28 protein-coding genes are annotated in these 25,200 nt (G+C 69.7%); 15 read left to right on the top strand and 13 right to left on the bottom strand.

The genetic code is table 11. The annotated features are described in order from the left end of the window. Positions 1–7: 7 nt before the first annotated feature. The 3 genes from QRT08_RS09200 to QRT08_RS09190 all read right to left on the bottom strand — a co-directional run bounded on the left by QRT08_RS09200 (position 8) and on the right by QRT08_RS09190 (position 1,886). On the bottom strand, positions 8–448 hold the full coding sequence (locus QRT08_RS09200) for a MoaD/ThiS family protein (protein ID WP_303650248.1): 441 nt from the start codon (positions 446–448) through the stop codon (positions 8–10). A 62-nt stretch (positions 449–510) separates the two neighbouring features. Beyond that, positions 511–639: a hypothetical protein gene (locus QRT08_RS09195; protein WP_286045638.1), complete on the bottom strand. Its 129-nt coding sequence runs from the start codon at positions 637–639 to the stop codon at positions 511–513. Positions 640–710: 71 nt separating this feature from the next. After that, positions 711–1,886: an MFS transporter gene (locus QRT08_RS09190; protein WP_286045637.1), complete on the bottom strand. Its 1,176-nt coding sequence runs from the start codon at positions 1,884–1,886 to the stop codon at positions 711–713. A gap of 76 nt (positions 1,887–1,962) precedes the next feature. Here QRT08_RS09190 and QRT08_RS09185 point away from each other — a divergent pair, with 76 nt between their 5' ends. After that, complete coding sequence (locus QRT08_RS09185; RefSeq protein WP_286045636.1) at positions 1,963–2,874, top strand: ABC transporter substrate-binding protein; 912 nt, start codon at positions 1,963–1,965, stop codon at positions 2,872–2,874. Here QRT08_RS09185 and QRT08_RS18800 read toward each other — a convergent pair whose 3' ends face one another. Both QRT08_RS18800 and QRT08_RS09175 read right to left on the bottom strand, forming a co-directional pair. Continuing rightward, positions 2,875–3,708, bottom strand: a complete 834-nt coding sequence (locus QRT08_RS18800; protein ID WP_286045635.1) for a TVP38/TMEM64 family protein — start codon at positions 3,706–3,708, stop codon at positions 2,875–2,877. A gap of 359 nt (positions 3,709–4,067) precedes the next feature. Further along, the gene (locus QRT08_RS09175; RefSeq protein ID WP_286045634.1) at positions 4,068–6,488 is read right to left on the bottom strand and encodes a bacterio-opsin activator domain-containing protein; all 2,421 of its coding nucleotides are present in this window, start codon (positions 6,486–6,488) and stop codon (positions 4,068–4,070) included. A gap of 105 nt (positions 6,489–6,593) precedes the next feature. Here QRT08_RS09175 and QRT08_RS09170 point away from each other — a divergent pair, with 105 nt between their 5' ends. The 7 genes from QRT08_RS09170 to QRT08_RS09140 all read left to right on the top strand — a co-directional run bounded on the left by QRT08_RS09170 (position 6,594) and on the right by QRT08_RS09140 (position 11,406). Next, positions 6,594–6,995 (top strand): VOC family protein, encoded by a 402-nt coding sequence (locus QRT08_RS09170; protein ID WP_286045633.1) that lies wholly within the window; start codon positions 6,594–6,596, stop codon positions 6,993–6,995. 1 nt (position 6,996) lies between these two features. Next, positions 6,997–7,611, top strand: a complete 615-nt coding sequence (locus QRT08_RS09165; protein ID WP_286045632.1) for a hypothetical protein — start codon at positions 6,997–6,999, stop codon at positions 7,609–7,611. Positions 7,612–7,636: 25 nt separating this feature from the next. Further along, positions 7,637–8,410: a GTP cyclohydrolase III gene (locus QRT08_RS09160; RefSeq protein ID WP_286045631.1), complete on the top strand. Its 774-nt coding sequence runs from the start codon at positions 7,637–7,639 to the stop codon at positions 8,408–8,410. Positions 8,411–8,625: 215 nt separating this feature from the next. Next, entirely contained in the window at positions 8,626–8,898 is a 273-nt protein-coding gene (locus QRT08_RS09155) for a hypothetical protein (RefSeq protein ID WP_286045630.1), read from the top strand. Positions 8,899–9,011: 113 nt separating this feature from the next. Continuing rightward, positions 9,012–9,386 (top strand): 6-pyruvoyl trahydropterin synthase family protein, encoded by a 375-nt coding sequence (locus QRT08_RS09150; protein ID WP_286045629.1) that lies wholly within the window; start codon positions 9,012–9,014, stop codon positions 9,384–9,386. Next, positions 9,383–10,438 carry a glycosyltransferase family 4 protein gene (locus QRT08_RS09145; RefSeq protein ID WP_286045628.1) on the top strand — a complete coding sequence of 352 codons (1,056 nt, stop codon included), beginning with the start codon at positions 9,383–9,385 and terminating at the stop codon, positions 10,436–10,438. The genes QRT08_RS09150 and QRT08_RS09145 overlap by 4 nt, the downstream gene beginning before the upstream one ends. Then, the gene (locus tag QRT08_RS09140; RefSeq protein WP_286045627.1) at positions 10,435–11,406 is read left to right on the top strand and encodes a nicotinate-nucleotide--dimethylbenzimidazole phosphoribosyltransferase; all 972 of its coding nucleotides are present in this window, start codon (positions 10,435–10,437) and stop codon (positions 11,404–11,406) included. The genes QRT08_RS09145 and QRT08_RS09140 overlap by 4 nt, the downstream gene beginning before the upstream one ends. Here the strand turns inward: QRT08_RS09140 and queC are convergent. Continuing rightward, on the bottom strand, positions 11,388–12,059 hold the full coding sequence (gene queC, locus QRT08_RS09135) for a 7-cyano-7-deazaguanine synthase QueC (protein WP_286045626.1): 672 nt from the start codon (positions 12,057–12,059) through the stop codon (positions 11,388–11,390). The two genes, QRT08_RS09140 and queC, sit on opposite strands and share 19 nt — an antisense overlap. A gap of 87 nt (positions 12,060–12,146) precedes the next feature. Between queC and QRT08_RS09130 the strand changes: the two genes are divergently transcribed. Beyond that, entirely contained in the window at positions 12,147–12,542 is a 396-nt protein-coding gene (locus QRT08_RS09130) for a hypothetical protein (protein ID WP_286045625.1), read from the top strand. Here QRT08_RS09130 and QRT08_RS09125 read toward each other — a convergent pair whose 3' ends face one another. Continuing rightward, positions 12,543–13,301: a 7-carboxy-7-deazaguanine synthase QueE gene (locus tag QRT08_RS09125; RefSeq protein WP_286045624.1), complete on the bottom strand. Its 759-nt coding sequence runs from the start codon at positions 13,299–13,301 to the stop codon at positions 12,543–12,545. Positions 13,302–13,389: 88 nt separating this feature from the next. Between QRT08_RS09125 and QRT08_RS09120 the strand changes: the two genes are divergently transcribed. The 3 genes from QRT08_RS09120 to QRT08_RS09110 all read left to right on the top strand — a co-directional run bounded on the left by QRT08_RS09120 (position 13,390) and on the right by QRT08_RS09110 (position 15,062). Continuing rightward, entirely contained in the window at positions 13,390–13,887 is a 498-nt protein-coding gene (locus QRT08_RS09120) for a hypothetical protein (RefSeq protein ID WP_286045623.1), read from the top strand. 190 nt (positions 13,888–14,077) lie between these two features. Further along, positions 14,078–14,743 carry a helix-turn-helix domain-containing protein gene (locus QRT08_RS09115; protein WP_286045622.1) on the top strand — a complete coding sequence of 222 codons (666 nt, stop codon included), beginning with the start codon at positions 14,078–14,080 and terminating at the stop codon, positions 14,741–14,743. A 55-nt stretch (positions 14,744–14,798) separates the two neighbouring features. Next, complete coding sequence (locus QRT08_RS09110; protein ID WP_286045621.1) at positions 14,799–15,062, top strand: hypothetical protein; 264 nt, start codon at positions 14,799–14,801, stop codon at positions 15,060–15,062. 66 nt (positions 15,063–15,128) lie between these two features. On the opposite strand, the gene QRT08_RS09105 is transcribed toward QRT08_RS09110, so the two are convergent. Beyond that, the gene (locus QRT08_RS09105) at positions 15,129–15,521 is read right to left on the bottom strand and encodes a hypothetical protein (RefSeq protein ID WP_286045620.1); all 393 of its coding nucleotides are present in this window, start codon (positions 15,519–15,521) and stop codon (positions 15,129–15,131) included. 94 nt (positions 15,522–15,615) lie between these two features. Between QRT08_RS09105 and QRT08_RS09100 the strand changes: the two genes are divergently transcribed. Beyond that, positions 15,616–17,331, top strand: a complete 1,716-nt coding sequence (locus QRT08_RS09100; protein ID WP_286045619.1) for an aldehyde ferredoxin oxidoreductase family protein — start codon at positions 15,616–15,618, stop codon at positions 17,329–17,331. Then, positions 17,328–18,020 carry a DUF7124 domain-containing protein gene (locus tag QRT08_RS09095; protein WP_286045618.1) on the top strand — a complete coding sequence of 231 codons (693 nt, stop codon included), beginning with the start codon at positions 17,328–17,330 and terminating at the stop codon, positions 18,018–18,020. Before QRT08_RS09100 ends, QRT08_RS09095 begins: the two co-directional genes overlap by 4 nt. On the opposite strand, the gene QRT08_RS09090 is transcribed toward QRT08_RS09095, so the two are convergent. The 5 genes from QRT08_RS09090 to QRT08_RS09070 are packed head-to-tail and all read right to left on the bottom strand — an operon-like array spanning position 18,017 to position 21,608. Further along, a complete protein-coding gene (locus tag QRT08_RS09090) occupies positions 18,017–18,187 on the bottom strand; it encodes a hypothetical protein (RefSeq protein WP_286045617.1) in 171 nt (56 codons plus the stop codon). The two genes, QRT08_RS09095 and QRT08_RS09090, sit on opposite strands and share 4 nt — an antisense overlap. Positions 18,188–18,225: 38 nt before the next feature. Then, the gene (locus tag QRT08_RS09085; RefSeq protein ID WP_286045616.1) at positions 18,226–18,549 is read right to left on the bottom strand and encodes a hypothetical protein; all 324 of its coding nucleotides are present in this window, start codon (positions 18,547–18,549) and stop codon (positions 18,226–18,228) included. Then, positions 18,549–18,809, bottom strand: a complete 261-nt coding sequence (locus tag QRT08_RS09080; RefSeq protein ID WP_286045615.1) for a hypothetical protein — start codon at positions 18,807–18,809, stop codon at positions 18,549–18,551. Before QRT08_RS09080 ends, QRT08_RS09085 begins: the two co-directional genes overlap by 1 nt. A 41-nt stretch (positions 18,810–18,850) precedes the next feature. Then, positions 18,851–19,474, bottom strand: coding sequence for a TorD/DmsD family molecular chaperone (locus QRT08_RS09075; RefSeq protein WP_286045614.1), 624 nt, complete (start codon positions 19,472–19,474; stop codon positions 18,851–18,853). 1 nt (position 19,475) lies between these two features. Continuing rightward, positions 19,476–21,608: a 4Fe-4S dicluster domain-containing protein gene (locus QRT08_RS09070; RefSeq protein WP_286045613.1), complete on the bottom strand. Its 2,133-nt coding sequence runs from the start codon at positions 21,606–21,608 to the stop codon at positions 19,476–19,478. Positions 21,609–21,798: 190 nt separating this feature from the next. Between QRT08_RS09070 and QRT08_RS09065 the strand changes: the two genes are divergently transcribed. Next, the gene (locus QRT08_RS09065) at positions 21,799–25,200 is read left to right on the top strand and encodes a formate dehydrogenase subunit alpha (RefSeq protein WP_286045612.1); all 3,402 of its coding nucleotides are present in this window, start codon (positions 21,799–21,801) and stop codon (positions 25,198–25,200) included.

Here is a 25,200-nt window from a genome sequence, read left to right as displayed (position 1 = left end):
GCCCACGCTAACAGCAGAACATGAACGGGTAGAGCAGCCCCACCCGGTCGCCGTCGACGAGTTCGGTGTCCAACCCCTCGAAGTGCTCGTTGAACCGTCCGTTGATCGTGACGCGGGCGTACGCGCGGGTCTGCTCGCCCTCGGGGTTCTTCTTCCACGTGCCGGGCAGCCTCTCGGGCGGGGTCGCCCAGCCGTGGGCGGTCGCGTCGGCCTCGGTCTCGGCGATCAGCATGTCGGCGATGTCGTACTCGGCGAACAGTTCGTCGAGCAACTCCCTGAGTGTGGTCCCCTCGAACGCGTACGAGAACCGGTGTTTCCCGACCGCGTCGTAGACGTGGCCGGTGCAGACGACGGTGACGGTGGTTCGCGCTGCGCTCGCTCGGGGTTCGGATGTCGTGCTCACGTCGGATCGTAGGCCCCGGTCGACCGAAGCCTCGATCCCGAACATGTTCGGCCATCCGGCCGGGATCACGCGTGGGTCCCTCGGGAGGCATCGACTCCACGCCGGGTTCAGGCGTTCGTCGAGGAGGCGGACTCCTCCTCCTCGCGGTCGCGGGTGAAGAGGAAGACGGCGAACGCGAGCGGCGAGACCAGTCCCAGCAGGAGGACCGCCGCGATCAGGATCAGCGTTAGCTCCACGCGCCCACCCCCGGTCCGTGTGCTCCGACCATACCCGTGTGTCGACCGACCCCCGATATAAGTTTGCCCCTCTACAGCCCGAGATCCAGCGCGCGGTTCGCCAGGAGCGCGCAGACGACCACCGAGAGCAGGACGACGAACACCGAGAACGCGACGCCCCACGACGAGAGGTCGGCGACGGTTCCCACGACCGCGCTGCCGGTCGCGCTCACGATCATGTAGCTCGTCCGCACGAGACCGAAGCCCGCCCCCCGTTCCTCGGCCGAGAGGTGATCCATGAACCGGGGCAGGACCGCTGCGCCCCAACTCATCGCCGTCCCCACGAGCAGGACGGCGATACCGACGGCGACGAGGCCGGAGCCGACGACCAGCAGGCCGTAGCCGGCGATTCCGAGCAGGGCGCACGCCGCCGCCGCCCGGTCGCGGCCGAACCGGTCCGAGAGCGAGCCGATCGCGGGCTGGGTCAGCCCGTGAACCACGAAGTACGCCGAGAACAGCGCGCTCGCCAGCCCGATCGAGTAGCCGTGGTGGGCGACCAGGAACGTCGGCAGGAACGAGGCGGTCGCCTGCCAGACGAACTCACAGCAGATCGCGAGCAGCGCCGTGAAGGCGATACGCGGGCGGGTCAACAGCCCCACGACGGGGCCGAGCGCGACCCGCTCGCGCATGGGCTGGTTCGGGCGGGCGGGCTTCGTCTCGCGCACCCTCCACGCGAACAGGAGGAATATGGGGGCGGCGGTCACGGCCCCCAGCGCGATCGAGTAGCGCCAGCCGACCCAGCCGGCGACCGCCGCGGCGGCCAGCGGCGCGAGCAGGCCCGCCAGCGGCGCGCCCGAGTTGTGGATCCCGATGGCCGCGCCGATGTCGTCGAACTCCTTGGTCAGCAGCGTGGTGGCGACGCTGTAGTGGAGCCCCGCGACGCCGCCCAACAGGACCGTCAGGACGAGGAAGGCGTGGATCGACGGCGAGAGCGCGAGCGCCCCGCTCGCAAGCGCGGTCAGGCCCACCGCCGCGAGGATCACCCGGCGCTCGCCGAACCGGTCGGCGAGGATCCCCGAGGGGAACTGCGCGAGCGCGTAGGCCATCCACAGCCCCGAGAGGGCGACCCCGACGATCCCCGAGGAGACGCCGAACTCGTCGACGATCGCGGGGACGACCGGGCTGATGACGAGGCGGGCGACCATCGTCGCGAAGAACGCGAGCGTACACAGCGTGATGACCGTCGCCCGATAGCTCCACCGTCCCATCGGGCTAGGCTCGATGGCCCTCCCCGAAGTCCCCATCGGTCCCGGAAGCTATGGCGCCCCGTCCCCTACGGGGGGCATGAACGTCGTCACGCTGCTGCCCTCGGCCACGGAGATCGTCTCCGCGCTCGGCGTCACTCCCGTCGGGGTATCGCACAGCTGCGACCACCCGCCCGGGGTCCGCGACCTCCCGACGATCACCCGGTCGAGCGTCGACGCGAGCGCCGACAGCGCGACCATCGACGAGCAGGTACTCGAAGCCGAGCGGGCGGGCGGCGTCTACGAGATCGGGCTAGAGGAACTCGAACGCGCCGATCCCGACCTGATCGTCACCCAGGGGATCTGTGAGGTCTGTGCGGTCGACACGGTCCTCGTCCGGGAGGCGATCGAGCAACTGGGCCTCGACTGCGACGTGCTGACGACCGATCCCCACGGTCTGGAGGACGTGTTCTCCGATGTCGAACGGATCAGCCGGGCGCTCGGTCGGGAGGAGCGCGCTGGAGACCTGGTGGCCGAGTGCCGGGCGCGTGTCGAGCGGGTCCGCGAGCGCGTTCCCCACGGGAGGCGTCCCCGCGTCCTCGATATCGACTGGATGGATCCCGTGATGGTCGGCGGCCACTGGGTGCCCGAACTGGTCGAGTACGCCGGCGGGGAGTACGGGCTGGTCGAGGCCGGCGAGGCATCGACGCCCGTCGAGTTCGAGCGGGTACTCGAATACGACCCCGAGGCGCTCGTGGTCGCGCCCTGCGGGTTCAGGATCGAACAGACCACCGAGACCGTCGGGGACCTCGTAAACCGCGCGGGCTGGTCTAACCTGACCGCCGTCCGCGAGGGGCGGGTGTTCGTCCTCGACGGCTCGGCGCACCTGAACCGCCCGAGCCACCGGCTGGTCGACTCGCTCGAAGCGCTCGCGGGCGTCCTCCACCCCGAGCGCTTCGACGCCCCGCCGACGGACGCGGTCCGCCGGCTCGCCACCCCTCCGGCGGAGTGATCACCCGCGAAGGTGCTCGTAGAGCGGCGTTCCGACGAGGAGGAGGCCGACCACCGCGAGGACGAGGACGGCCCCGGCCGGCAAGGCGTCGAGCCCCTCGGTCGTGAGCGTCTCGAGTTGGGTGCCGACGAACACCAGTCCGAGCAGCCACGGCAGGTCCCCGAGGAGCGTCCCGAGCGCGAACGCCCCCGGTCGGACGTCGGAGACGCCCGCGCCGTAGGAGACGGCGTCGGCGGGCAGGGGCAACAGCCGCGCGCTCGCGACCGCCCGCGTCTGGCCGGTCGCCTCGGCGACGCGCTCGCCGACCTCGCCGAGCCGTCCGAACGCGCCCGAATCGCGGCGCAGGTACCGGCCGACCGCGAACGGGGGCAGGCTGGTCAGCGCGAGGCCGACGAACGCGACGACGGCTCCCCCGACGAACCCGAAGTAAAAGCCCGCGGCGACCGGAAACGGGCTGTGCGGCCAGCCGACGAAGGGACGCAGGAGGTACAGACAGAACAGGAGGGGGACGAGCCACGGCGACTCCCCGAGCGCGAGGAGGACGGCGACCGCCCGCTCCGGCCCGAGGAGGGCCGCCGCTGCGAGGATCGCCCCGAACAGCGCGATCCCGAGCGCCCCCTGGAGCCGCCGCCGCTCGATCACGCCCTCCCTACGCGAACGGGTCGGATGAAACCACTGGCCCTTCGAACCGGACCCTACCAGCGATCTGCCGTGACACGGGCGCGGCGTACGCCGCGCCGCGAACACCTCGCCGAGGACGGAGATGGACGCGGTCCCGCCCCTCTCGATGAGCGTCGCGAGCGAGAACGCTCCGACGGCTCCGAATCCCTTCACGCTAGTCGGAGGGAGAGCCGCGTTTCGCCCCCGTGATACCCGTCAGTGGCGGGCCGGATCCGAGCACGAACCGCCCGCCGAACCGTCGGGAGCTATCGGATCGATGGGGTGGGATCGACGCGACGGGGGAGCTGGCTGTCCGAGACGCCTCGTCGCGCCGTTGGATCGCCCGCCGCTCGCGGTCGGGTGGGTCCCGATCCGGCGTACCGCGGACGGGAGGTACGCCGCTTTCGCTACTCTGGTGCCTCTGACGTGCGTGTCGCAACGGACACGCCACTCGAACCCGACTACGGCTAGCCACGAAAGGGTAGGCTGCAACCCGTTGCGGGACGGCCGAGCCGCGATGCAACTGGTTGCACTCACTCGAGCAGCGCGTCGAACGTCGCCTGTTCGGCCGCCCGGAGCGTGCGGTGGAACGTCGAGCGGTTGACCCCGAGGCGTTCGGCGAGTTCCGCGCCCGTGATCCGCCGGGGCGTCTCGAAGTAGCCGCTGAGGTGGGCGATCTCGAGGATCTCCCGCTGGCGGTCGGTCAGCCCCTCCGTGGCCTCCACGCACCGCTCCTCGCGGGTTCGTGGCGGTCGCTCGCGGTCGCACCGCCGGACCAGTTCGGCGTCGTATCGCGATTCGAGCGCCTCCGAGAGCGCCCGCACGTCGGTCTCGGCGACCGCGGCGGTGAGGGTCACCTCGCCGCCGCTCGCCGTCAGATCGGCGATCGTCGCCCCGTGCTCGACGAACGGCGAGAGCAGACACGGCGGGTGGACGACGCACTCGATCAGCGTCGTTCCATCGGTGACGATCTCCTGGAAGCCCTCGACGCGCTCGGTTTCGGCCACCGTCTCGCGGACCCGCTCGACCGGGGCGTCGACCGCGACGAACCAGCGGATCGAACCGTCCGGCCGCGGGACGAGCCCCCGGTGTTCGAGGCGAGCGCCGGCCGCCAGCCTGGCGGGCAGCGCCTCCCGATCCGCGATCGAGAACCGGAGTTCGGTGACGCCGTCGCTCGCCAGCGCCGTTCGCGTCTCGACGGCGTCGATCGCGTAGCCGACCGTCCCGCCGAGTTCCGCGAACACCTCGCGTTCGTCCTCGCGGAAGGCGTCGTCCCGGTCGGCGTAGACGCTCAACACGCCGTAGGTCCGATCGCGGTAGGAGAGGGGGACCGCCGCCACCGACCGGTAGTCTTTCGAGAGGGCGTCGGCGCGCTGGTCGGGGTGGGCGGCGTCGAGCAGGTCCCCGTCGATGGCGGGTTCGCCGTCCTCCAGTGCGCGCGCCGCCGGCGGTTCGTAGCCCGATTCCGGGCGTTCGATCGCCGCGAGCGCCGACTCGGTGATGCCGGCGCACGCGGTCGGGGTCCCCGTCTCGTCGCCGATCCACGCGAACCGGTAGCGCTCGGCCGCCGCGAGGCGCTCACAGACCGTGGCGGCGATCTCCTCGCGCGAGGTCGCCCGGACGAGCGCCGCCGTCAGGTCGCGCACGAGGTCGTTGACGTCGTTGAGCCGTTCGAGTTCGGCGTTGGTCCGCCGGAGCGCCTCGCTCTGGGCGCGCAGGACGCCCTCGCGGTCGGTCCGGTCGAGGGCCGCCTCCGCGTTGTCACAGAGGACGCGCACGAGCGAGAGCGCCCCCTCGCTCCTCCCGACGAGGACGAGCACGCCGTGTGAGCCGAGCGCGATCGCCGTACACTCCCCGTCGCGCTCGACGCCCCCGCCGACGAACGCCTCCCAGATCGGCCCCCCGTCCTCGACCCGGTCGTGCTCCTCGACGAACCCCGCGGCCTCGGGGCTGTGGGCCACCGGTTCGAGCGCGTACCCGCCCGGATCGAGGCGGTAGCACGCGACCCGCGAGAACGGGAGGGAGTCGTCCACCGTCGAGACGGCGACCTCGTAGATCTCCGCGGGAGACTCCGCGCGCATCATCTCCCGCGAGGTCTCGTGGAGCGCCGACAGCGCCCGCTCGCGGCGCTTCCGCTCGGTGACGTCCTCGATGGCGAACACCGCGCCGTCGAACTCGGCGCCGTCGAAAAGCGGCGCGCCGTTGATGCTGAGCCACCGGAACTCCCCGCCGATCCACGCCGGATACTGCAGGTCGTAGACCGGTTCGCCGAGCTCCCTGACGAGGGCGAACGGCCGTCGATCCGGCGGTACCGCCGCCCAGTCGTCGGGCCAGGGCCGGTCGTCCGGGCTCCCCCCGGACGAGTCGTCGCTGCGCAGCAGTTCCCACGGGAACTCCTCGAAGGGCGTCCCGGCGATGTCCTCCACGCCGGCCATCGCCGTCGCCCGCTCGTTCGCGAACGTGATCGTCCGATCCGCGTCCATGACCAGCAACATCACCGGGGTCGTCTCGACGACCCGCTCGATGCGGTCGCGCTGGCGGCGAAGCTCGGATCCGATCCGCTTTCGCTCCGTGATGTCGGTGGCGATCCCGGCGACGTTGACGAGGTCCCCCGCCGAATCGCGGACGGGAAACCCCCGGTCGTGGATCCAGCGGACCTCGCCGTCGGGACGCTGGATCCGGTAGGTCTCGTCGAACTCGCCGCTCTCGTACTTCCGATCGATCGCCCGCTTCACCCGCGTTCTGTCCTCGGGGTGGATCGACTCGATCAGGACCCCGTGGTCCTCGTAGAACCGTTCGCATGGACGCCCCCAGACCTCCTCGAACGCCGGGTTGACGTAGACCGCGCCCTCCCGATCGGGATCGGCGATCCAGAACACCTCCGTGGCGTTCTCGGTGAGCCGTCGGAACGCCCGTTCGTGTTCGCGGAGGCGCTCTCGCTCGCGGGCCACCATCTCATACCCACTCCCTCGCCGTACGTCCGGGCATGATCGTCGCCACGGGCGACAGGTCCATAAGCGCTCCCCCGGGTTTTTGCCGATCCGGCCCCCACGTCACCCATGATCGAGGTTTCGGACGTCGACCACGTCGCGATCCGCGTCGGCGACGTCGAGGCGGCGCTCGCGTTCTACCACGACCTGCTCGGCCTCCCGATCCGGGACCGCGAGAAGTTCGAGAACGACGAACTCCCGTTCGTCGCGGTCGTCGCCGGGGGTCGCCACCTGCATCTCGTGCCGACCGACGAGGCCATCGACGTGGGCGGCGAACACGTCTGCCTCCTGCTTCGCTCGGACGATACGGACTCCCGGGGGGCGATCGAGGGCTACCTCGACGACCTGCGCGAGGCGGGCGTCGACGTCGAGGAGGGCGAACCCCGCGAGCGCCTCGGTGCCTACGGCCGCGACTGGGCGGCCTACGTCCGCGACCCCGACGGCCGGCGGGTCGAACTCAAGTTCCACTGAGATGGCTCCCGGCACCGAGACGCTGACGCGCGTCCCCCGCGAGGAGGTGATCCGGGCGTGGCTCGCCCGCGAGCGCGGCGGGTGCGCGGGGTCCCTCTCCGAGCGCGAGGCGTTCGACGCGCTCCTGGCCGAGAACCCCGGCGCGGCGGCCTTTCTCTGGCGCGACGCCCCCCTCGCCTGCTATCGGTTGCTCCTCTCGCGGGCGCGCTTCGACCGTCTGCACGTCGTCGAGGGGCCCGCGGAGTTGCGCTGGGGGGCGCTCTCGCCCGACGGCACGATCCGGGGCTGCGCCCGGCGGATCGATCGGGACGATCCCCGAGAACTGGCCCGCGAGACGGGCGTCGACGTCCCCCTGATCGAGCGTCTCGCGCGCGACCCCCCCGCCGCCGACCCACTGGTGCTCTCGACCCGGCGGGGGGCGGTGCCGTGGCACGTCGCCGACGGCAACCACCGGGCGGCCGCGACGGCGCTCGCCCTGGAGCGGGGCGCGACCTACGAACCGCTGCCGGCGTACCTCTGTGTCGGCGCGAACCCGGTGCTCGAACCGCTCGTTCAGCGCGTTCGCGGGCTGGCACGGCGCGTTCGCTCCCGGTGGGACGTTTCCGAAACGCAATAAGGTCCCGGGCCCAACGACCGTCATCGTGACGAGGACACAGATCACGCTGGTCCAGATCGACAACTACGGGCCGTGGACCGTCACCCCGGAGCCACGCCGGGAGGTCGATCTCCAGACGCTCCAGTCGCGGCTGTACGCCGACCTCTGTCAGCAGATCGGGCGCGAGGGCGGGTACGTCTTCTTCACCCGCTTCGACAACATGATCGCCGTCACCAACGGCCTCGACCGGGCGGACCATAGACTGATCCAGGAGTCGATCGCCAACCGCTACCCCGTCTCGGTCAGCATGGGGATCGGCAACGGGGCCAGCCCCCGAGAAGCGCTCGCCGACGCGACCGCGGTGCTCCAGACCGCCGGAAGCGCGCAGGACCACACGCGAACGGGGATCCTCGGCGGGGACCCCCTCGCCGCGGACGAACGCACCGACGAGGACGTCCAGATCGCCCACTTCGACGTGATCGACGTCACGGGCACCTACACCGATCGGGTCGACGCCTTCGAGACGTTCATCGCCATCGAGCAGGGCTACGCCGCGCTCATGCGCCACATGTACGCCGAACACGACTCGCTGTCCTTTTTCGTCGGCGGCGACAACGTCATCGCGACCTGTCCCGGTCTTCCCGAACCCTCCTACGAGGAGGCCATCACCCACGTCTCCGGCGAGGTCGGCGTCGACCTCCAGGTCGGGGTGGGTCGCGGCGCGAGCGCCCACGACGCCGGCATGGCCGCGAAACACGCCCTCGAGGAGTGTCGCCACAACGGCACCCGCGTCGAGCGGACGGCCGCCGCCGACGACTGATGAGGCCTGTTGTAACTGGTCACCGGTGATCGCTGACCCGCACGGGCGATCACCGGTCAGAGACGACAACAGTCCGTATGACCGCGCCCTCGCGGACGACCGATCGACCGACCCCCGACAGCCCCGGCTGCGTGCGATCCGACCCCGTACAACTCTTATTCGGATCGTAGTTAATCACCGAAACGACTAAGTCCCATGCGCTACTGTACCACACCATGAGCACCTACGAGACCCCCCGAACGGCGAGCGTCGAGGACCGCCTCGCGATCCTCGAGACGCTCAGCCGACAGAACAACGTCCGCTTCAGCGACCTCACCGAGCGCCTCTCGCTGGACGAGGCCGTTGCCTACGACGCGCTGACGGACCTCCGGAACGCGGATCTGGTCTCAACGTGCCCGCTGCGCGGCGAGGACGACTCGATCGTCGCGTCGCTCCCCCGACTGCGCGCCCAGGAGCGCACGAAGCTCCACCGCCTGCTGTACAACTGATCGAACCGCTCGGCGGCGACCGGGCGTCCCGGCTTCCCGCTCGTAGGCCCCGTCTTCGGATCCGGATCTCGATGGAGCCGAACTATTTACTCGCGGGGTCCGAACCCCGGCCCATGTACACCGTCACCGTCTCGACCGACTTCGTCGCCCAGCACTTCCTTACCGTGCCTGATCCCGGCCCCGAGGGCGAGGTCCACTCGCATCACTACGAACTCGCCGCCGAATGCGCGGGCCCCGAACTCAACGAGTACGGCTACCTGCTCGACATCGACGATCTGACGGCGGCGCTCGACGCGGTCGAGGCCCGGTATCACGACGAACTGCTGAACGACCTCGAGGAGTTCTCGGGGCTGAACCCGAGCGTCGAGCACTTCTGTCGGATCGTCGCAGACCGGCTGGCCGCCGACCTCGCTAGCGAGGTCGAGACTCTCCGGGTGACGATCCACGAGGACGAGATCGCGTGGGCGGCCTACGAGCGGGCCCTATGAACGTCGGGCTGGTCGTCTACGGCGACCTCGAACCCCGGTCGGGGGGCTATCGCTACGACCGCCGGCTCGTCGAGGGGCTCGGGGCGCGGGGCGACCGCGTCGAGGTGATCTCGCTGCCCGAGTCGAGCAGGGCGTGCAGTCTCGCGCACAACCTCTCGCGGCGGCTCGTCCGCGACCTCGACCGCCCGTTCGACGTGCTGTTGCAGGACGAACTCTGTCACCCCTCGTTGGTGGGACTCAATCGCCGTCTCGACCGCGAGTACCCGATCGTCTCGATCGTCCACCACCTCCGGGCGAGCGAGGTCTCGGGGATCGAGCGCCGCCTCTCGCGCGAACTCGAGCGGGCGTACCTCTCGACGGTCGACGCCGTCATCTGCAACAGCCGGGCCACACGGGCGGCGGTCGCCCGACTGACGGACGCGCCGGGGATCATCGCGTGGCCCGGCGCCGACCGATTCGAGGGGCTTCCGACCGAGGCCGAGATCGTCGAACGCGCCCGCCGTGACCCCTTCGAGGTCGTCTTCGTCGGCAACATCGTCCCGCGCAAGGGGCTCGACGCGCTGGTCCGCGGCCTCGCGCGCGTCGAGGGCGACTGGCACCTCACCGTCGTCGGCGGGGCGGACGACCCCGAGTACGCGAGCGCGGTCCGCGACCGCGTTCGCCGCGAGGGGCTCGCCGACCGCGTCGACTTTGCGGGCTGGCTCGACGACGACGCCCTCGCCGCGCGGCTCGAAGCGGCCCACCTCATGGCCGTGCCCTCGACCCACGAGGGCTTCGGCATCGTCTACCTGGAGGGGATGGCGTTCGGACTGCCCGCGCTCGCGGCCGCCTCGGGCGGGGCGAGCGACCTCGTGACCGAGGGGACGACCGGCCACCTCGTCGATCCGGGCGACGAGCGGGCCATCGCCCGCGCGATCGCGGGGCTCGCGGGCGACCGCGACCGGCTGGTCGGGATGAGCCTCGCCGCCCGCCGGCGGTACGAGCGCCACCCGACGTGGGACGAGACCGCGACACGGGTCCGGACGTTCCTCGAATCGAGGGTCCGGCGGTGACGCGCCTCGCCGTCGTCTGCGGGACGACCCACACCGCGGGGATCGAGGGGATCAGCGCGGCGGGCGCGAGCCCCGACCTGATGGCCCGGACGCCGGCCGCAGACGCCGAGATCCTCGTCTACGGCCGTCCGGCGGGGTCGATCACGCCCGTGAGCCCGACCGGCTGTCCGACGCCCGCGATCGTCACCCGGGCGGCCCGCGAGCGTCTCGGGTTCGACCCCCTGATCGTCGACGCGGGCATGGCCGCCGCGACCGCCGCCCCGACCGTCTCGGTCGGCGATCGACCGGGCGGGGACGTCCGCGAGGGGGCCGCCGTCCCGAACGCCCGGCGGGTCTTCGAACGCGCCCGCGAGTTCGGATCGCGCCTCCCGGACGAGGAGCTCTGGATCGGCGAGACGATCCCCGGGGGGACGACCACCGCGATGGCCGTGCTCCGCGCGCTCGGGGAGGACTGGGGCGTCTCCTCGTCGCTTCCCGACAACCCCGTGGCGCTGAAACGCCGGGTCGTCCGCGAGGGGCTGGCCGCGAGCGGCCTCGACGGGGGCACGAGCGATCCGCTGGCGGCGATCGAGGCGGTCGGCGATCCCGTCCTCGCGGGCGTCGTCGGCCTCGTCGCCGGGACGGTCGGGACCGACGCCCGGGTGACGCTCGCGGGCGGCACCCAACTGCTCGCGGCGGCCGCCTGCGTTCGCGGTCTCGGGATCGACGCCCCGCTGGCGCTGGCGACGACCTCGTTCGTCGCGCATGACACGCCCGCGATCCGCGAGCGCGCGCGGGCGCTCGAGTGCTCGCTCACCGTCACCGATCCCCGGTTTTCCGAGACGCACGTCGCCATGGAGCGCTATCTGGCGGGCGAGGCCAAGGAGGGCGTCGGCATGGGCGGGGCGCTCGCGCTGTTCGCCCGCGAGGGCGGCGAGTGGGAGCGCCTCCACGACCGGATCGAGGCCGTCTACGACCGCTGTGCGTAGGGAATCGGATCCTCGCTTCCCGCGCGCTCGAACGCCTCCCGCCGGTAGGTACACGAGTCACACGTCCCGCAGGCCGGTTCCTCCGTTCGATAACAGCTCCAGGTGTGCTCGTAGGGCACCCCGAGTTCGAGCCCGCGTTCGGCGATCTCGGTCTTGCTCCACTCGACGTAGGGCGCCTCGATCGCGACCTCTGTACCTGGTTTCGTTCCCGTATCGACGACGGTCTGGAACGCCTCGAAGAAGGCGGGCCGACAGTCCGGATAGCCCGCGAAGTCCTCCGAGTGCGCGCCGATGAACACGGCCTCGGCGCCCCGGGCCTCGGCGTAGGAGACCGCCATCGAGAGCAGGTTCGCGTTCCTGAACGGGACGTAGGTGTCGGGGATCTCGTCGCTCCCCGTGGCGTCGCCGATCTCGCGGTCGTCGTCGGTCAGGCTCGACCCGCCGATCGCTCGGAGGTGGTCGGTCTCGACGTGCAGGAAGTCAGTGGCGTTGAGATCGTCGGCGAGCCAGTGGGCACACTCGTACTCCTTTCCCTCGGTGCGCTGGCCGTAGGAGGTGTGCAGCGCCGCGATCCCGTAGCCTCTCTCCTTCGCCTCGTAGGCGGCGGTCGCGCTGTCCATGCCCCCCGAGAGGAGGACGACGGCTTCGCTCATGAACGGGTGGAGGTGTTGGGTATGGATAGACTCCTCGGAAGCGAATCCCGCATAGGATTACGTCGACGGCGGTCGTAGCGACCACGCATGATACGGGCGATCGTCGGTCTCGTCGGCGTCCTGACGGCGCTGTTTCCGGACGAAACGATCGCCGTCTTCGAAGCGGCCGCCGTCGAGCACCCCGCGGAGTACCGGCGGCGGTCGGGGATCGGGTCGGGGATACGGGCGGAGGGTCTCCTCGTGGCCGTGGCGAGTCTGGTCGGCGGGCGGGCGTACGGCCGGATGATGGACCTCACGGGGGCGTTCGGTGCCGTCCTCGTCCTGTTCCCGGAACTCTACCGCGAGGTCGCCGCCGCGCTTCTCTACGAGCGACCGGACGAGGTCGAGTGGCACGACCGATTCACCGACCGCGTGCGGTTCATCGGCGCCGTGTACGCCGTTCTGGCGGCGTGGGAGTTCGCCAAGCGGCGCGCGAACGACTGATCACGTCCCCGGCGCGTCGTTCCAGAGGTCGACGTGCAATCGGGGGGTGTAGCGAAACCCGTACTCCATCGCCAACTGGGCGACCGCGTTGCGGGTCTCGTCCAGCCGCTCGCGGGTCGCGCCCTCGGGCATCAACAGCACGTCCTCGTCCCGCACCGCGACCCGCTCGCGCAGGCGCGTGAGAAGGTCCGTGATCTCGGCCATATCGTCCGGGCCGGTGACGACGAACTTCAACTGGTGGTCGTAGCGCTCGCAGATCCGGGAGAGGGTGTCGAGGTCGATCCGTCGATCCTCGTGGCGTTCGGCCCACTCGCCGTCGCCCTTAGGATCCCGCTCGGGGGTGGGCGTGCTACTTTCAAGTTTCGGGCTGACGCTCGCCAGATCCACGGGCGCGTCGGGAACCACGGTGCCGTTGGTCTCGACGGTGGTGTGGTAGCCCCGCTCGGCGAGCCGTTCCAGTAGGACTTCACTCGCGTCGTGGATCAGCGGCTCCCCCCCGGTGAGGACGACGTGGTCCGCGCCGCGCTCGTCGACCTTCCCGACGATCGCCTCGACCCCCATCCAGTCGCCCGAGGGTTCCCACGAGGTGTGATACGAGTCGCAGAACCAACACCGGAGGTTACAGCCGCTCGTGCGCACGAACGTCGAGGGGGTGCCCGCCAAGCGCCCCTCGCCCTGCAGCGAGTAGAACAGTTCGTTGATCGGGAGCGCGGGTTCGTCCTCGGGTTCGGCTCCGGCGGCCTCCCGCGAGTTGCTCATACCCGGTCGAGGCACCCGGCGGGCGTGAGGGTTACGGCTCGGCCGGACCGCCTGCACTTTTAAGAACGTGACCGCTGTGGGTAGGAGTATGGCACTGATCGAGATCACCGTCGACCACCCGTCGCTGATCAGCACCGGCGACGACCAGCCACGCGCAGACGAGACCGCCGAACCGACGGACAGCGACGTCGAGAGCGACCCCCAGACCGGGTCCGAGACCCCCGACGACGGCCTCGGCGACACGCTGAAGACCGTCAGCACGATCCTCACCGCGGTGACGACGATCGCGGGCGTCCTCAAACGGCTCCGCTCCGAGGACGAGGAGGCGACCGAGGCCGACGCGGAGGACGCGGGCGAGGCGGAGGCCGAGTCCTTCGTCGAGAGCGTCGTCGGCGACGACGTGGACGCCGAGGAAGACGGGGAGGAACCCGAGGTCGACGAGGCAACGGAAGCGGAGGCCGCGGACGAGGACTCGGGGCGCGGACCGGGCATGAAGGTCGCGTTCGTGCTCGTGGTCGCCCTCATCGCGCTCGCGCTCTGGGCGCGCGGCGATGGCGAGGAGAGCGTCGAGGACGACTGGGACTGAGGGTCGGTTTTCGGTTCGTCACACCCTCGGATTCTCGTCGCCGGTCGTGTCTCACGAGTCACCGGTAGCGAGCAGTTCCGACGGATCGACCAGCAAATATCCCCCGTCCCCTCACGCACCCATCGATTCTCACGGCAAGCGGGCCGGATCCAGGATAGACTTAAAGCGCGGGGCGAACCACCGAGCGAGTATGGCCACCGAGGCGACGGTTACCGTCCCATCCGAGGCGTTTCCGCTCGGAACCGTGTTCGAAGCGCTCCCGGGCGTGGAGGTCGAGATCGAACGGATCGTCCCCGGCGTGGACGTGGTGATCCCCTATTTCTGGGTCCGGGGTGTCGCCACGGACAACATCCAGGAAGCGTTCTCAGCGCACCCCGGGGTGAAGGATCTCCGCCTGATCGACAGCGTCGAGGACGAGTACCTCCTCCGCGTGGAGTGGGAGCCGGAGTACGTCGGGATCCTCACGTCGCTCACCGAGACCGGCGTCCCGCTCGTCGGGGCGGTCGGAACCACCGAGCAGTGGACGTTCGATATCCGCGGGGACACCCGGGACGACATCGCTGCATTCGTGCGGCTGTGTCGGGAGCGGGATATCCCGATCACGCTGACGGCACTCCACGCACTCACGCCCGTCGAGACGGCGACGGAGTCGGCCCTCACGGACGCCCAACAGGAGGCACTGGAACTGGCCTACGAACGGGGGTACTTCGAGTCGCCACGCCAGGTGACGATGGAGGACCTCGGCGAGGATCTCGGCATCTCCCAGCAGGCGGTCGCCTCCCGACTCCGACGCGGAACCCGGGCCATCCTCGGACGGACGCTCTCGGCCCTGAACGGGGAGTCGTCGGGTACATAAACGGGTTGTATACCCAGAAGTCAGATTCACCGTTCTGTAACGAGATCCGTGATGTATGATGACGCCACAGGGACGCGCTTCCGGCCCCGAGAGTGGACCAGCACTCGAGACGGAGTTCAAGTGGATCTGCCCCTATTGTAGGAAATCGAGGATCGAACGATACGCGCAGGGGAGGAGAGGAGAAAAAGAGGCGATCGCGGCGCTGCGGTCACACATCGTCGACTCCGAGGGCGACGGCCACGGCCCGCGAAACGAGGCGCCTGTCGACACGGAACGAACGGTCTTCGAGTACGTCTGCCAGGTGGGCAGGACACGGTGAGTCAGTTTTCGCGGTCCATACCGATACACCTCCCAGCCTCCGATAAAGTCCCTGCCCCGGGCGTTCCTACCGGTCCTTTCGAGAGCGCTCGCGCCACCTCGCCTGCTGGTGTCGCTCGTGGAGGTGGGGCGTGCCCTCGGCGAGTTCCTCGCGGACGTCGCGCTCGAAGGCGGTGACCGCCGAGAGCATCCCGCTCTGGAACGCCTCGACGAGCTCGTAGGTCCACACCTCGTCGACCGCCCCCGCCGGCAGGTGCTCGTCGCGCAACTCGTCGGCCAGCGCGTCGTGGCCCAGCGCGCGCAGTTCCCGCTCGGCGACCGCGAAGCGGTCCATCGCGTGGCCGACCCCGTGGTGGAACGTCAGCAGGTTCCCGTACGCGCGGTAGAGGTACTCGATCGCGAGCTGACACTCGTGGAGCACGGCGAGCTCGCGCTCGTCCACATCCTCACGTTCGATCATGTCGGTTACTGGTGGGGCCGACGGAATAACCCTTTCCCGGCGGGGTCGCCCATGGCAGGGTTTATGCACGTCTCAGCCCGTAGGGGCTCCACAGATGGCCCCGCCCGCCCGCTTCCTGCTCCGGATCGATCTCGCCGCCGAGACGGTCTCACGGGAACCGATCCCCGAACGGTGGCTCCGGCGGTACGTCGGCGGGAAGGGGTTGGGCGCGCGCTACCTCTACGAGGAACTCGATCCGGGGACCGACCCGCTGGGTCCCGAGAACGCCCTGCTGTTCGTGGTCGGGCCGCTCACGGGCCGTGCCCCAGGCGAACCGCGCTACGCCGCGATCACCAAGTCCCCGTTGACGGGGGCGTTTCTCGACTCCTACAGCGGCGGCGAGTTCGCTGGCGCGCTCGCCGGCGCGCTCGACGACTGTCTCGCAGTCCTCGTCACGGGCCGGGCCGACGAGCCGATGTCCCTGACGATCGAGGACGGCGAGGCGACCCTCGAACCCACGGAGACGTGGGGCGACGACGCCGCCGTGACCGCAGAGGCGTTCGAGGGACACGTCGCCTGTATCGGTCCGGCGGGCGAGAACCGGGTGAGCTACGCGACGATCGCCGCCGACGGCGGCGACCACCACGCCGGCCGGGGCGGCGCGGGCGCGGTGATGGGCGCGAAGCGGCTGAAGGCCGTCGTCGCCCGCGGGGTGGTGCCCGAGGAGCGCTCGGATCTCCGGCGGATCTACGAGGAGCGCTTCGCCGACGACGACACCGGCCGCTGGCAGGCCGCGAGCGAGACGCTCGAATCGGTCGACTTCGCCGACGCGGTGGGCGCGCTCGCGACGCGGGGCTGGCAGGAAAACCGGTTCGACGGCGTCTCGGGGATCGGCATCGAGGCCGCCCGTGCCGCCGCGACGGGCCGCGAACACGAGGGCGCGATCCCGGGCGGGTTCGAGGTCAGCACCGAGGAAGGCGAGAGCGTCCCGCGGGGAGCGACCCCGATGACGCTCGGCGCGGGGCTGGGAATCGACGAGTTCGACGCCGTCGCGGCGCTCGGCGCGCGCTGTGATCGGCTGGGGATCGACGTGATCTCGGCGGGCAACGCCGTCGCGTGGGCGATCCGCGCGAGCGAGGCGGGGCTGATCGACCGAGCGCTCGCGTTCGGCGACCACGAGGCCGCCCGCGACCTGCTCGAGGAGATCGCGGCCCGGGAGACGGAGTTGGGGAACGCGCTGGCCGACGGGGTCGAGCGCGCTGCCGAGGAGTTCGGCGGCGAGGCGTTCGTCCCCGCGATCAAGGGGATGGAACTGCCCGCCTACGACCCGCGGGGCGCGCGCTCGATGGCGCTGGCCTACGCCACGAGCGACCGCGGGGGCTGTCACCGACGGGCCCGCCCCATCGAGGACGAACCCTTCAGTACCTGGACCGACGAGGAGCGCGTCCGGCGGGTGATCGCCGAACAGGACCGCCGAGCCGCCCTCTGGAGCCTGATCGTCGACGACTTCGTCGGCGAGTCGTTCGCCGACCTGGGCGCGGCGTGGCTCTCGGAACTGGGCTACGACCTCTCGTCCACTGACCTCGCGACCCTCGGCGAGCGCGTCTGGACGCTCACCCGCCTGTTCAACGTCCGCGAGGGGTTCGACAGGGGGGCCGACCGGGTGCCCGAGGCGCTCACCCGACCCTCGACGGCGGACGAGGCGATCGACCCCGGGGAGTTCTCGAGACTGCTCGATCGCTACTACGCCGCCCGCGGGTGGGACGAGCAGGGTCGACCCACCGCCGAGACGCTCGACCGACTGGACCTCGCCGAACTCGACACGCAATGACCGACAGCATCGACCTCGACGAGATCGAGACCGAATCGGAGGACGAACCCCACCCGAACCGCGGCGACTGGTTCTGGCGTGGCGAGGGCGATTTCGAGGAGGAGAACGAGACGCTCGGTACCGACGGGACGGCGACCGATTCGGAACCGAGGTCCGGCCCGGAACCGACGCCCGATCCCGGAGAGACAACACCCCACGTCCCCCACGAGAACCGGGACAAGCCGGTCGGGCTCCCCGAGACGCGGGGCGGGGCGGGCGGCACCTCGGCGCGCGAGGCGGCCGAAGGTCGGGAGACGGGCGGCGTCCCCGAGGAGGCCTCGGGGCCCCACGGCGGCGGGGCCGACGACATGACGATGGCACTCACCTACGAGGCGGCCAAACGCCTCGCGGACCCGGGGCTCGTCTTCGCGGGCGCGACGTTCGCCGACTGGATCGGCATCGTCGGCGAGGTCGACGCCCACGTCATCAACGCCTTCCAGCGCTCCCACGGCGTAGACGCCGACTTCTTCAACGGCACCGGAACGGGACCGGGGGAACGCCTCGCGGAGATCACGGAGATGTCGATGTTCTTCGCCGAGCGGATGGTCGTGCTCGGCTGCGAGGGCGAGGAATGGATCGCGGAGGAGGCCGGTTGGGAGTTCGTCCCGATCGAACTCGCCGCGGAGAAGGCCGGTTGGGAACTCGATTAGTCGTCCTTGTCCCTGCGGTCCTCGGGATCGAGGTCGAACGAGACCTCGCCGTCGACGACGCCGGTGTTGATGACGTGCGGACCGGTGTGCGACCACGTCGCGTGGCCGTCGATCTCCTCGATCGCCGGTCGGGTCTTCAGGTCGGTCTTCTCGATCTCGTGGCTCATACCTCGACAGTACCGCTCGACCGGCTTATACCCTGTCCCTACCCGTCGAGGAAGACCCGCGAAAAGAGGTTCACGTACAGTTCGAGGACCGTTTCCCGATCGATCCCCGCGGCGGCGGCCTGCTCGTCCAGAAACGCCGCGAGGTCCTCGCTCGGTTCGTACCGAATCGTTTCGCCCTCGACGACGAACTCGACCTCCGTTCGGCCGGAGACGAGGTGTTCGATCTCCAGGAGCGCCTGTTCGGCCTTCGTGTGGATCGCATCCTCCTCCTCGAGCATTCGGCGCTCGCCCCACTCGCGTGCGGCCTCGAGAAATCGCTCGCTCGGCTCGATCTCGATCGTTTCGAGACTCTCTTCGACCATCAGCGATCGGGGGGGAAGCTCTCGGGTGCGGGGTCGGATTCGGCGAGTTCGGCGTAGAGATAGACCAGCAGCACGCCGAGGACGAACAGCACCGCGAGCCCCACTACTCCGCCGGGTCCCGAGTGGCCGATCCACTCGGCGCCGGTCACGGACCCCATGCTCGAGGCGACGTTCAGCGTCGTGAGCGCGAGCCACCCGCCGAACAGCAGGAAGCCGATCGTGAGCACGGGGTTGTGCTCGAGCGCGGTCTTGAGCGCCATACTCGATTGGGAGCGTGTGTCACGACAAAAACGTTGTGCCTTCAGGCCATCTGGCCCGCGAGTTCGTACTCGAAGGCGACGACGCCCGAGAGGAGGCGGCCGACCGCCTCGTAGAACGCGCCGTCGGCGTACTCGACGATATCGCCCGCACAGTCGTCGATCCAGTGGGCCATGTGCTCCTCGAGGAAGACCCGCTCGTAGCCGAACGCCTCCGCCGCGCCGCGGCGCTGGCGCTCGATCAGGTGCCGGAGGAAGGCGAGTTCCACGGCGAGGAAGTCCGCCTCCTCGGGGTAGTCCTCGGGGGGGTTCCAGCCCGCCGCGGCGTAACTCGCCTCGACCTCGGCCTTTCCCTTCCCCAGGAAGTCCATCTCCTCGCGGTAGTAGCTCTCGTGGGCCATCACGGGGGGTCGCGGGCCGACGAACACGCGGGTGTACTCGCGGTTCAACTCCCGGTGGACCACCTCCGCGTCGCGACCCTCGTTTTCCTCGATGAAGGTCCGCAGTCTCTCGAAGCCCGCATCCAGATCCTCGCCGACGCTTTCTGGAACCCTGATCTCGCCCGACAGCAGGGTTCCGACGAACTCCTCGCTCGGAGTGTCCCACAGCGCCTCGATCAGGAAGTCGACCAGTTCGAGCCGGGCGGCGTAGATCTCCTCGTCGCTCATGCTAGTTCCCCCGGTCATACAGCAGGAAGGCCCGGCAGTCCGGACAGTACTCGAAGACGCTCCCCTCGGCGCTCGGGGCCAGCCCCGCCACGAGGTCGCCGACCTCCTCCTCGATCTTCGCCGCCGAGCGCTCGCTCGTGAAGGGGTCGCCACACCGAACACACTCGAGCATCTCGCCCTCGAACGTCCGGGTCCAGGCGGGATCTTCGCCTTCCTCGGTTTCCTCGGCGCGGTTCTCCGGCAACAACGAGAGGTCTAACCCATCTCTCATCGTGATCGCGCTCTCGGGACAGCCCTCCTCGCAGAGCCCGCAGTTGACGCACTTCTCGTGGTTGAACTCGAGGCCCGTGTCGGTCCGCCGAATGGCGTCGGTCGGACAGAGGTTCGAACACGTGGGGGTGAGCGTACACGCGTCCGAGACCTCCATCCGACCGAAGTCCTCTAGTCCACGAATCACCTCGCGTTCGGGTTCGGCGTAAGCGAGGATCGCCCGCACGCTCTCGAGGGTCCAGCCGTGGTTGTAGAACTCGGGGTTCTCGTGCTCGCTGTGGAGCAGGGTGCCGTCTGCGCGGTGGTCGCCCTCCGGCACCGGCGAGGGTTCGAGGGAGTCCTCGAACGCCGAGAGCGACTCGACGAACCCCTCGGGGTCGCCGGCCTCGGGCGCGAAGAAGCCCACGCGCTCGCCGAGTCCGAGATCCCGCGTCGCCCGATTGAGCCGCTCGACGAGGTCCTCCTTGGGGTCGGGTCCGGAGTGTCGGCAGTCACATCCGCATCCGAGGACCGCGACGCCCGCCGCGCCGCAGGCCAGCGCGTGAGCGACGTGCGATTCGCCCACGGTGTCCGCGCAGTTCACGCCCACGGGCAGGATCGGGGGGTACTCGATTTCTTCACCTGCGGCGGCGCGTTTGCCGTACTCCGAGAGGGCGTCGTCGGCGCGCTCGCCGCAGACGAAGGCGATTATCGGGTTCTCGATCCCCGCCGAGCCCCGCGAGAGCCAGCCGCCCTGATCCGCCCCCGTCGAGAGCAGCGCCTCCACCTCGCGGGCGATGCGTTCGTTCGAGGGCTCGCGCAGGCTCACCGCGCCGGTCGGACAGGCGCTGGTGCAGGCCCCGCAGTTCCGACACGCGATCGGATCGATCTCTACCTCGTCGGGCCGGGGTTTCGCGACCGCGTCGTGGGGGCAGGCGTCGTAGCAGGCCCGACAGCCCTCCTGGTTCGACTCGCCGGAGGCACAGACGTCCATCTCGAAGTCGAGGAAGTCGGGCTTCGTGATGCCTCCGAGAAGGCTCTCTGCGGCGGCCATCGTCGCCGGCCCGGCGTCGGTGTAGTAGCCGATCCGTCCGCCCCTCGCTTTGGGATCGCCGCCGGGGTGGATCACCTGATCGACCTCTACCTCCCTTTTGACGCCGTCCATCTCGATGGCGTCGGTCGGGCAGACCTCGGTCCACTCCCCATCGGGTGCGTCGGGGTCGATGTCGACCGGGCGGCGCGTGATCATCCCATCGGGACCCTCGTGGACGCACTTCATACACGAGATGCAGTCCTCCGTTACGCGGGCCTCGAGCCCGATTGAAAACTCGCCGAACTCGCCGGCGACGCCCGTGACCCGCCCGCGCTCGATGGTCACGTCATCCAAGCCGTCTACCCCGGCGAACTCCTCGCCGTTCGCGATCAGCGTCACCTCGGCGTCCTCGCTCAGGGTGGCGGCGGCCTCCGCGTCGCCGACGACCGCCACGCGCTTTCCGGCCTCCCGCGTTCTCGTGCGGGCGATCGCCTCCTCCTCGAGGCCGGCACGGTGGGCGTTGACCAGTCGGCAGGTCTTGTCGGTCGCCTCCGCCTCGGGGTGGACCCAGCCCGCGTCCTCGCGCTGGTCGACGAAGGAGACCGCGTCGGGGTGCAGGCCGTGCTCCTCCGCGACGCCCCCGAACTTCTCCTGGACGCCGGGTTCGGGACAGGTCACGAGCAGTTGGTCGAGGTCGTACTCCTCGATGACCTGCTCCATCGCCGGCAGCCCGTCCCCACAGAGCAGCTCGGAGCTGGCGGCGACGTCGACCCCTTCGACCCCCTCGCGGGCGGCCTCGAGGTCGACCTCACAGGTGCCAGCACACGAACAGACGAACGCACCGGTCTTCATTAGCGGGTCGGTAGTGGGGGGAACGCAAAGGTCTTGCGTCCGACCGAAACCTGCTTCCCTTGCCGGGTTTTTCGCTGACAAGCACAACGTTAATGTTGGTTTGCTCGTAGGCTTATGTCATGCGTGTATCTATCACGATTACGGGGCGATACCACGCCGTAAACGGCACCGCGAGGGGTGGTGTCGGCGGATGAGCGCCGAACCCGTCTCTCTGGATCTCGATCGGCGGTCGTTTCTGAAAGCCAGCGCCCTCGCGGGCGCGGTCGCCCTCGGCGGCGGTGCGGCGGGCCAGACCCTCGCACAGAACGACGAGGAGGAGAAGCCGGGAACTGGCCCCGACGCCGAGATGTCGAAGACGATCTGTAACTACTGTGCCGTGGGCTGTGGGTTCAGAGGTGTGAGGGACGGCGACTCCTTCGTCGGCATGGAGCCCTGGCACGAGAACCCGATCAACAACGGCTCGCTCTGTTCGAAGGGCGCGGGGATCCTCGAGACCGAACACTCGGATCGACGCCTGAAACACCCGATGCGCCGGGTCGACGGCGGGTGGGAGAAGATCTCGTGGTCCGCCGCCTACGACATCATCGAGGAGAAGTACGCCGAGATCGTCGAGGAGTACACCCCCGAGAGCGTCATGATGATGGGCAGCGCCCACTTCGCCAACGAGGAGGCCTACGCCTTCCGGAAGCTGGCGGCGTTCATGGGGACGAACAACTGCGATCACCAGGCGCGGATCTGTCACTCCCCGACCGTCACCGGGCTGGCGAACACGTGGGGCTACGGGGCGATGACCAACACGATCAACGACTACCGCAACTTCGATCTCCTCATCATCTGCGGGCAGAACCCCGCCGAGTCCCACCCGATCGCGATGCAACACATCCTCGAGGGGCAGGCCCGAGGGGGCACGATCGTCTCCATCGATCCGCGATACACGAAGACCTCCTCGCACGCGGACAACTACTACCGGATGCGCCCGGGCACCGACGTGGCGCTGCTGATGGGGCTGATGAACTACCTCCGACAGCAGGGCGAACTCGATCAGGAGATGCTCTCGGGGCGGGTCAACGGCTGGCCCGACGCCGAGGCCGAACTCGATCAGTACGACCTCGAGACGGTCGCCGACATCACCTGGATCGACGTCGAGCAGCTTCAGGAACTGGGCGACCTGATCATCGAGAACAAGCCACGCATCCAGATCGAGTGGGCGATGGGCGGCACCCAGCACAACAACGGCACCCAGAACATCCGCTCGTACGCGCTGCACTCGCTGGCGTCGGGCAGCGCTGCCCGCAGTGGCGGCGGCCTGCAGGTGATGCGCGGGCACGCGAACGTCCAGGGCGCGACCGACCTGGGCGTCGACAGCACCATCCTGCCGGGCTACTACTCCGTGGGGGCACCCGGCTCGTGGGTCCACTGGACGAACGTCTGGAACCAAAGCCCGTGGACGAGCGGTTCGACCGACTTCTGGGACCTCTACGACCGCTTCGCGCTGATGCCCGAGGACATCTGGCAGCAGCTCTCCGCTGGCGGGGGCGGCCCGCCCTCGGCCGGGGAACTCGAGTCCGCGGAGGCAGACCAGAGCGCCGCCGCCGACGACACCCACGAGGCCGAGGACACCGGGGCGGGCCCGAACTCCCAGTCCCCGACCGAGGCCGACTCCCAGGTGGGCGATCCCGCCGCCGAGGGCGGCTCCGGCCAGGACGGCGGGGGCGATCAGGGCGGCACCGAGGACGGCGGCTCCCAACGCGAGGTCGATCCGCGGACGATGATGCTCCAGGACGGGCTGTCGGTCGCCCGCTGGTACGAGGCCGCCCTCCAGCAGGAGGACCGCCTCCACGAGTCGAACCTCTACCAGCCCGACCCGCTGAAGATGGCGTTCTTCTGGGGCCACTCGGCCAACTCCATCACCGAGATGGACAAGATGAAGAAGGCGATGGAGGCGCTCGACCTGCTCGTGGTCGCCGACGTCTTCCCCGCGGTCGCGGGGACACTCGCGGACGCCGAGGCTGACAACGTCCTGTTGCTTCCGGCGTCGAGCCAGTACGAGCACCACCGCTCGGTGACCAACTCGCATCGATCGGTCCAGTGGAGCGAACCCGTCTCCCCGCCGGCCCACGACTCGAAGCCCGACCTGCAGATCATGCAGGAACTGGCCGACCGATTCGGGTTCGGCGAGCACTTCGACTGGGGGAGCGGCCCCGAACTCTACAACGGCAAGAGCACCTACGAGGACGCGCTGCGCGAGATCAACCTCGGGGTGCGGACGGTGGGCTACCAGCAGGACCCGGAGCGCCTCCAGCGACAGAAGGAGTACGACGACGCCTTCAGCACCGAGACGCTGCGCGCCGACAGCGAGGGGCTCCCGGTCAGCGGCGAGTTCTGGGGGCTGCCCTGGCCCTGCTGGGGCGACGGCCATCCGGGGACGCCGATCATCTGGCGCGACGACGTCCACCCCGCCGAGGGCGGCCACGACTTCCGCGCGAACTGGGGGATCGACGCCCCCACGCCCGAGGAGTGGGAGTCGACGGGCGTCGACAAGGAGTACCCGCTCGCCGAGACCGTCGCCCAGGAGGGCGAGGCGGGACTCGACATGCTTCGCGAGTCCTACCAGCCCGAGTGGTTCGACGGCGAGGTCATCGGCGTCCCCCAGTATCCGGGCTTCACGACGACGCTCCCGGAGGACCCGGCCGACGCCTCCTCGATGACGATCCCGATGGAGTACGCGCTGCGCGAGGACGTCTCGATCTACGACTGTGCGGTCGCGCTGAACGAACAGCGGGGCCACCAGCACGACCTGGAGTTCTACGAGCAGTACGACAACCCCCAGCCCGACCCGCCGACCGGGCGCGGCCGGGCGCGGGCGGTCGTCTGGAACTTCATCGATACGGTCCCGAGACACCGCGAGCCGATCCAGAGCCCGCGGCCCGATCTCGCCGAGCAGTGGCCCGCCAACGGCCAACAGACCAACTTCTTCCGGCTGGATCAGAACAACGCGGCGACCCAACAGGAGGCGACCCAGCGCGCCTACGACGAGGGGATGGACGTCATCCTCACCACCGGCCGGCAGGTCGAGCACCAGGGCGGCGGCGCCGAGACGCGGAACAACCCCTACACGGCCGATATCCAGCCCCACATGTACGCGGAGATCCACCCCGACATGGCCGAGGACCTCGACCTCGTCGGCGGCGAGGACCACGTCATCATCACCTCCGCGGACGCCGACAAGGGCTCGATCCTCGTGAAAGCGAAGGTCACCTACCGCCCGCAGGGCCCGGACGAGGTCTTCCTGCCCTATCACTGGGGCGGGGTCGCCCACGGAAAGAACATGAGCGAGAAGTATCCCGACGGCTCGAAACCGCTCGCGATCGGCGACAGCGCGAACTTCATCACGTCGAGCGGGTTCGACGCGGAGACGCAGATGCAGGAGACGAAGGCGGGGCTCGTCCGGGTCGAGAAGGCGACCGAACAGCGCATCGAGGAACTGAACATGGAGTTCATCGACTACCCACAGGACGAGGCCGGCATCGGCGACTCGTACCAGTGGGACGTCAGAAATCAGAGCATGCATCCACAGACGGGGGACGATTAG

Source organism: Halalkalicoccus sp. NIPERK01, from assembly GCF_030287405.1.
Lineage (GTDB): Archaea > Halobacteriota > Halobacteria > Halobacteriales > Halalkalicoccaceae > Halalkalicoccus.
The sequence above is the reverse complement of the archived record's forward strand: the minus strand, read 5'-3'. Positions and strand labels throughout refer to the sequence as shown.

What these genes read in the sequence shown, in the direction of transcription:
- QRT08_RS09105 (WP_286045620.1), bottom strand. Translation starts at nt 15,521, where the DNA reads ATGATCGAACGTGAGGATGTGGACGAGCGCGAGCTCGCCGTGCTCCAC.
- QRT08_RS09150 (WP_286045629.1), top strand. Translation starts at nt 9,012, where the DNA reads ATGTACACCGTCACCGTCTCGACCGACTTCGTCGCCCAGCACTTCCTT.
- QRT08_RS09120 (WP_286045623.1), top strand. Translation starts at nt 13,390, where the DNA reads ATGGCACTGATCGAGATCACCGTCGACCACCCGTCGCTGATCAGCACC.
- QRT08_RS09065 (WP_286045612.1), top strand. Translation starts at nt 21,799, where the DNA reads ATGAGCGCCGAACCCGTCTCTCTGGATCTCGATCGGCGGTCGTTTCTG.
- QRT08_RS09090 (WP_286045617.1), bottom strand. Translation starts at nt 18,187, where the DNA reads ATGAGCCACGAGATCGAGAAGACCGACCTGAAGACCCGACCGGCGATC.
- QRT08_RS09085 (WP_286045616.1), bottom strand. Translation starts at nt 18,549, where the DNA reads ATGGTCGAAGAGAGTCTCGAAACGATCGAGATCGAGCCGAGCGAGCGA.
- QRT08_RS09175 (WP_286045634.1), bottom strand. Translation starts at nt 6,488, where the DNA reads ATGGTGGCCCGCGAGCGAGAGCGCCTCCGCGAACACGAACGGGCGTTC.
- QRT08_RS09190 (WP_286045637.1), bottom strand. Translation starts at nt 1,886, where the DNA reads ATGGGACGGTGGAGCTATCGGGCGACGGTCATCACGCTGTGTACGCTC.
- QRT08_RS09110 (WP_286045621.1), top strand. Translation starts at nt 14,799, where the DNA reads ATGATGACGCCACAGGGACGCGCTTCCGGCCCCGAGAGTGGACCAGCA.
- QRT08_RS09155 (WP_286045630.1), top strand. Translation starts at nt 8,626, where the DNA reads ATGAGCACCTACGAGACCCCCCGAACGGCGAGCGTCGAGGACCGCCTC.
- QRT08_RS09185 (WP_286045636.1), top strand. Translation starts at nt 1,963, where the DNA reads ATGAACGTCGTCACGCTGCTGCCCTCGGCCACGGAGATCGTCTCCGCG.
- QRT08_RS09125 (WP_286045624.1), bottom strand. Translation starts at nt 13,301, where the DNA reads ATGAGCAACTCGCGGGAGGCCGCCGGAGCCGAACCCGAGGACGAACCC.
- QRT08_RS09170 (WP_286045633.1), top strand. Translation starts at nt 6,594, where the DNA reads ATGATCGAGGTTTCGGACGTCGACCACGTCGCGATCCGCGTCGGCGAC.
- QRT08_RS09075 (WP_286045614.1), bottom strand. Translation starts at nt 19,474, where the DNA reads ATGAGCGACGAGGAGATCTACGCCGCCCGGCTCGAACTGGTCGACTTC.
- QRT08_RS09100 (WP_286045619.1), top strand. Translation starts at nt 15,616, where the DNA reads ATGGCCCCGCCCGCCCGCTTCCTGCTCCGGATCGATCTCGCCGCCGAG.
- QRT08_RS09080 (WP_286045615.1), bottom strand. Translation starts at nt 18,809, where the DNA reads ATGGCGCTCAAGACCGCGCTCGAGCACAACCCCGTGCTCACGATCGGC.
- QRT08_RS09200 (WP_303650248.1), bottom strand. Translation starts at nt 448, where the DNA reads ATGTTCGGGATCGAGGCTTCGGTCGACCGGGGCCTACGATCCGACGTG.
- queC (WP_286045626.1), bottom strand. Translation starts at nt 12,059, where the DNA reads ATGAGCGAAGCCGTCGTCCTCCTCTCGGGGGGCATGGACAGCGCGACC.
- QRT08_RS09095 (WP_286045618.1), top strand. Translation starts at nt 17,328, where the DNA reads ATGACCGACAGCATCGACCTCGACGAGATCGAGACCGAATCGGAGGAC.
- QRT08_RS09165 (WP_286045632.1), top strand. Translation starts at nt 6,997, where the DNA reads ATGGCTCCCGGCACCGAGACGCTGACGCGCGTCCCCCGCGAGGAGGTG.
- QRT08_RS09115 (WP_286045622.1), top strand. Translation starts at nt 14,078, where the DNA reads ATGGCCACCGAGGCGACGGTTACCGTCCCATCCGAGGCGTTTCCGCTC.
- QRT08_RS09130 (WP_286045625.1), top strand. Translation starts at nt 12,147, where the DNA reads ATGATACGGGCGATCGTCGGTCTCGTCGGCGTCCTGACGGCGCTGTTT.
- QRT08_RS09145 (WP_286045628.1), top strand. Translation starts at nt 9,383, where the DNA reads ATGAACGTCGGGCTGGTCGTCTACGGCGACCTCGAACCCCGGTCGGGG.
- QRT08_RS09070 (WP_286045613.1), bottom strand. Translation starts at nt 21,608, where the DNA reads ATGAAGACCGGTGCGTTCGTCTGTTCGTGTGCTGGCACCTGTGAGGTC.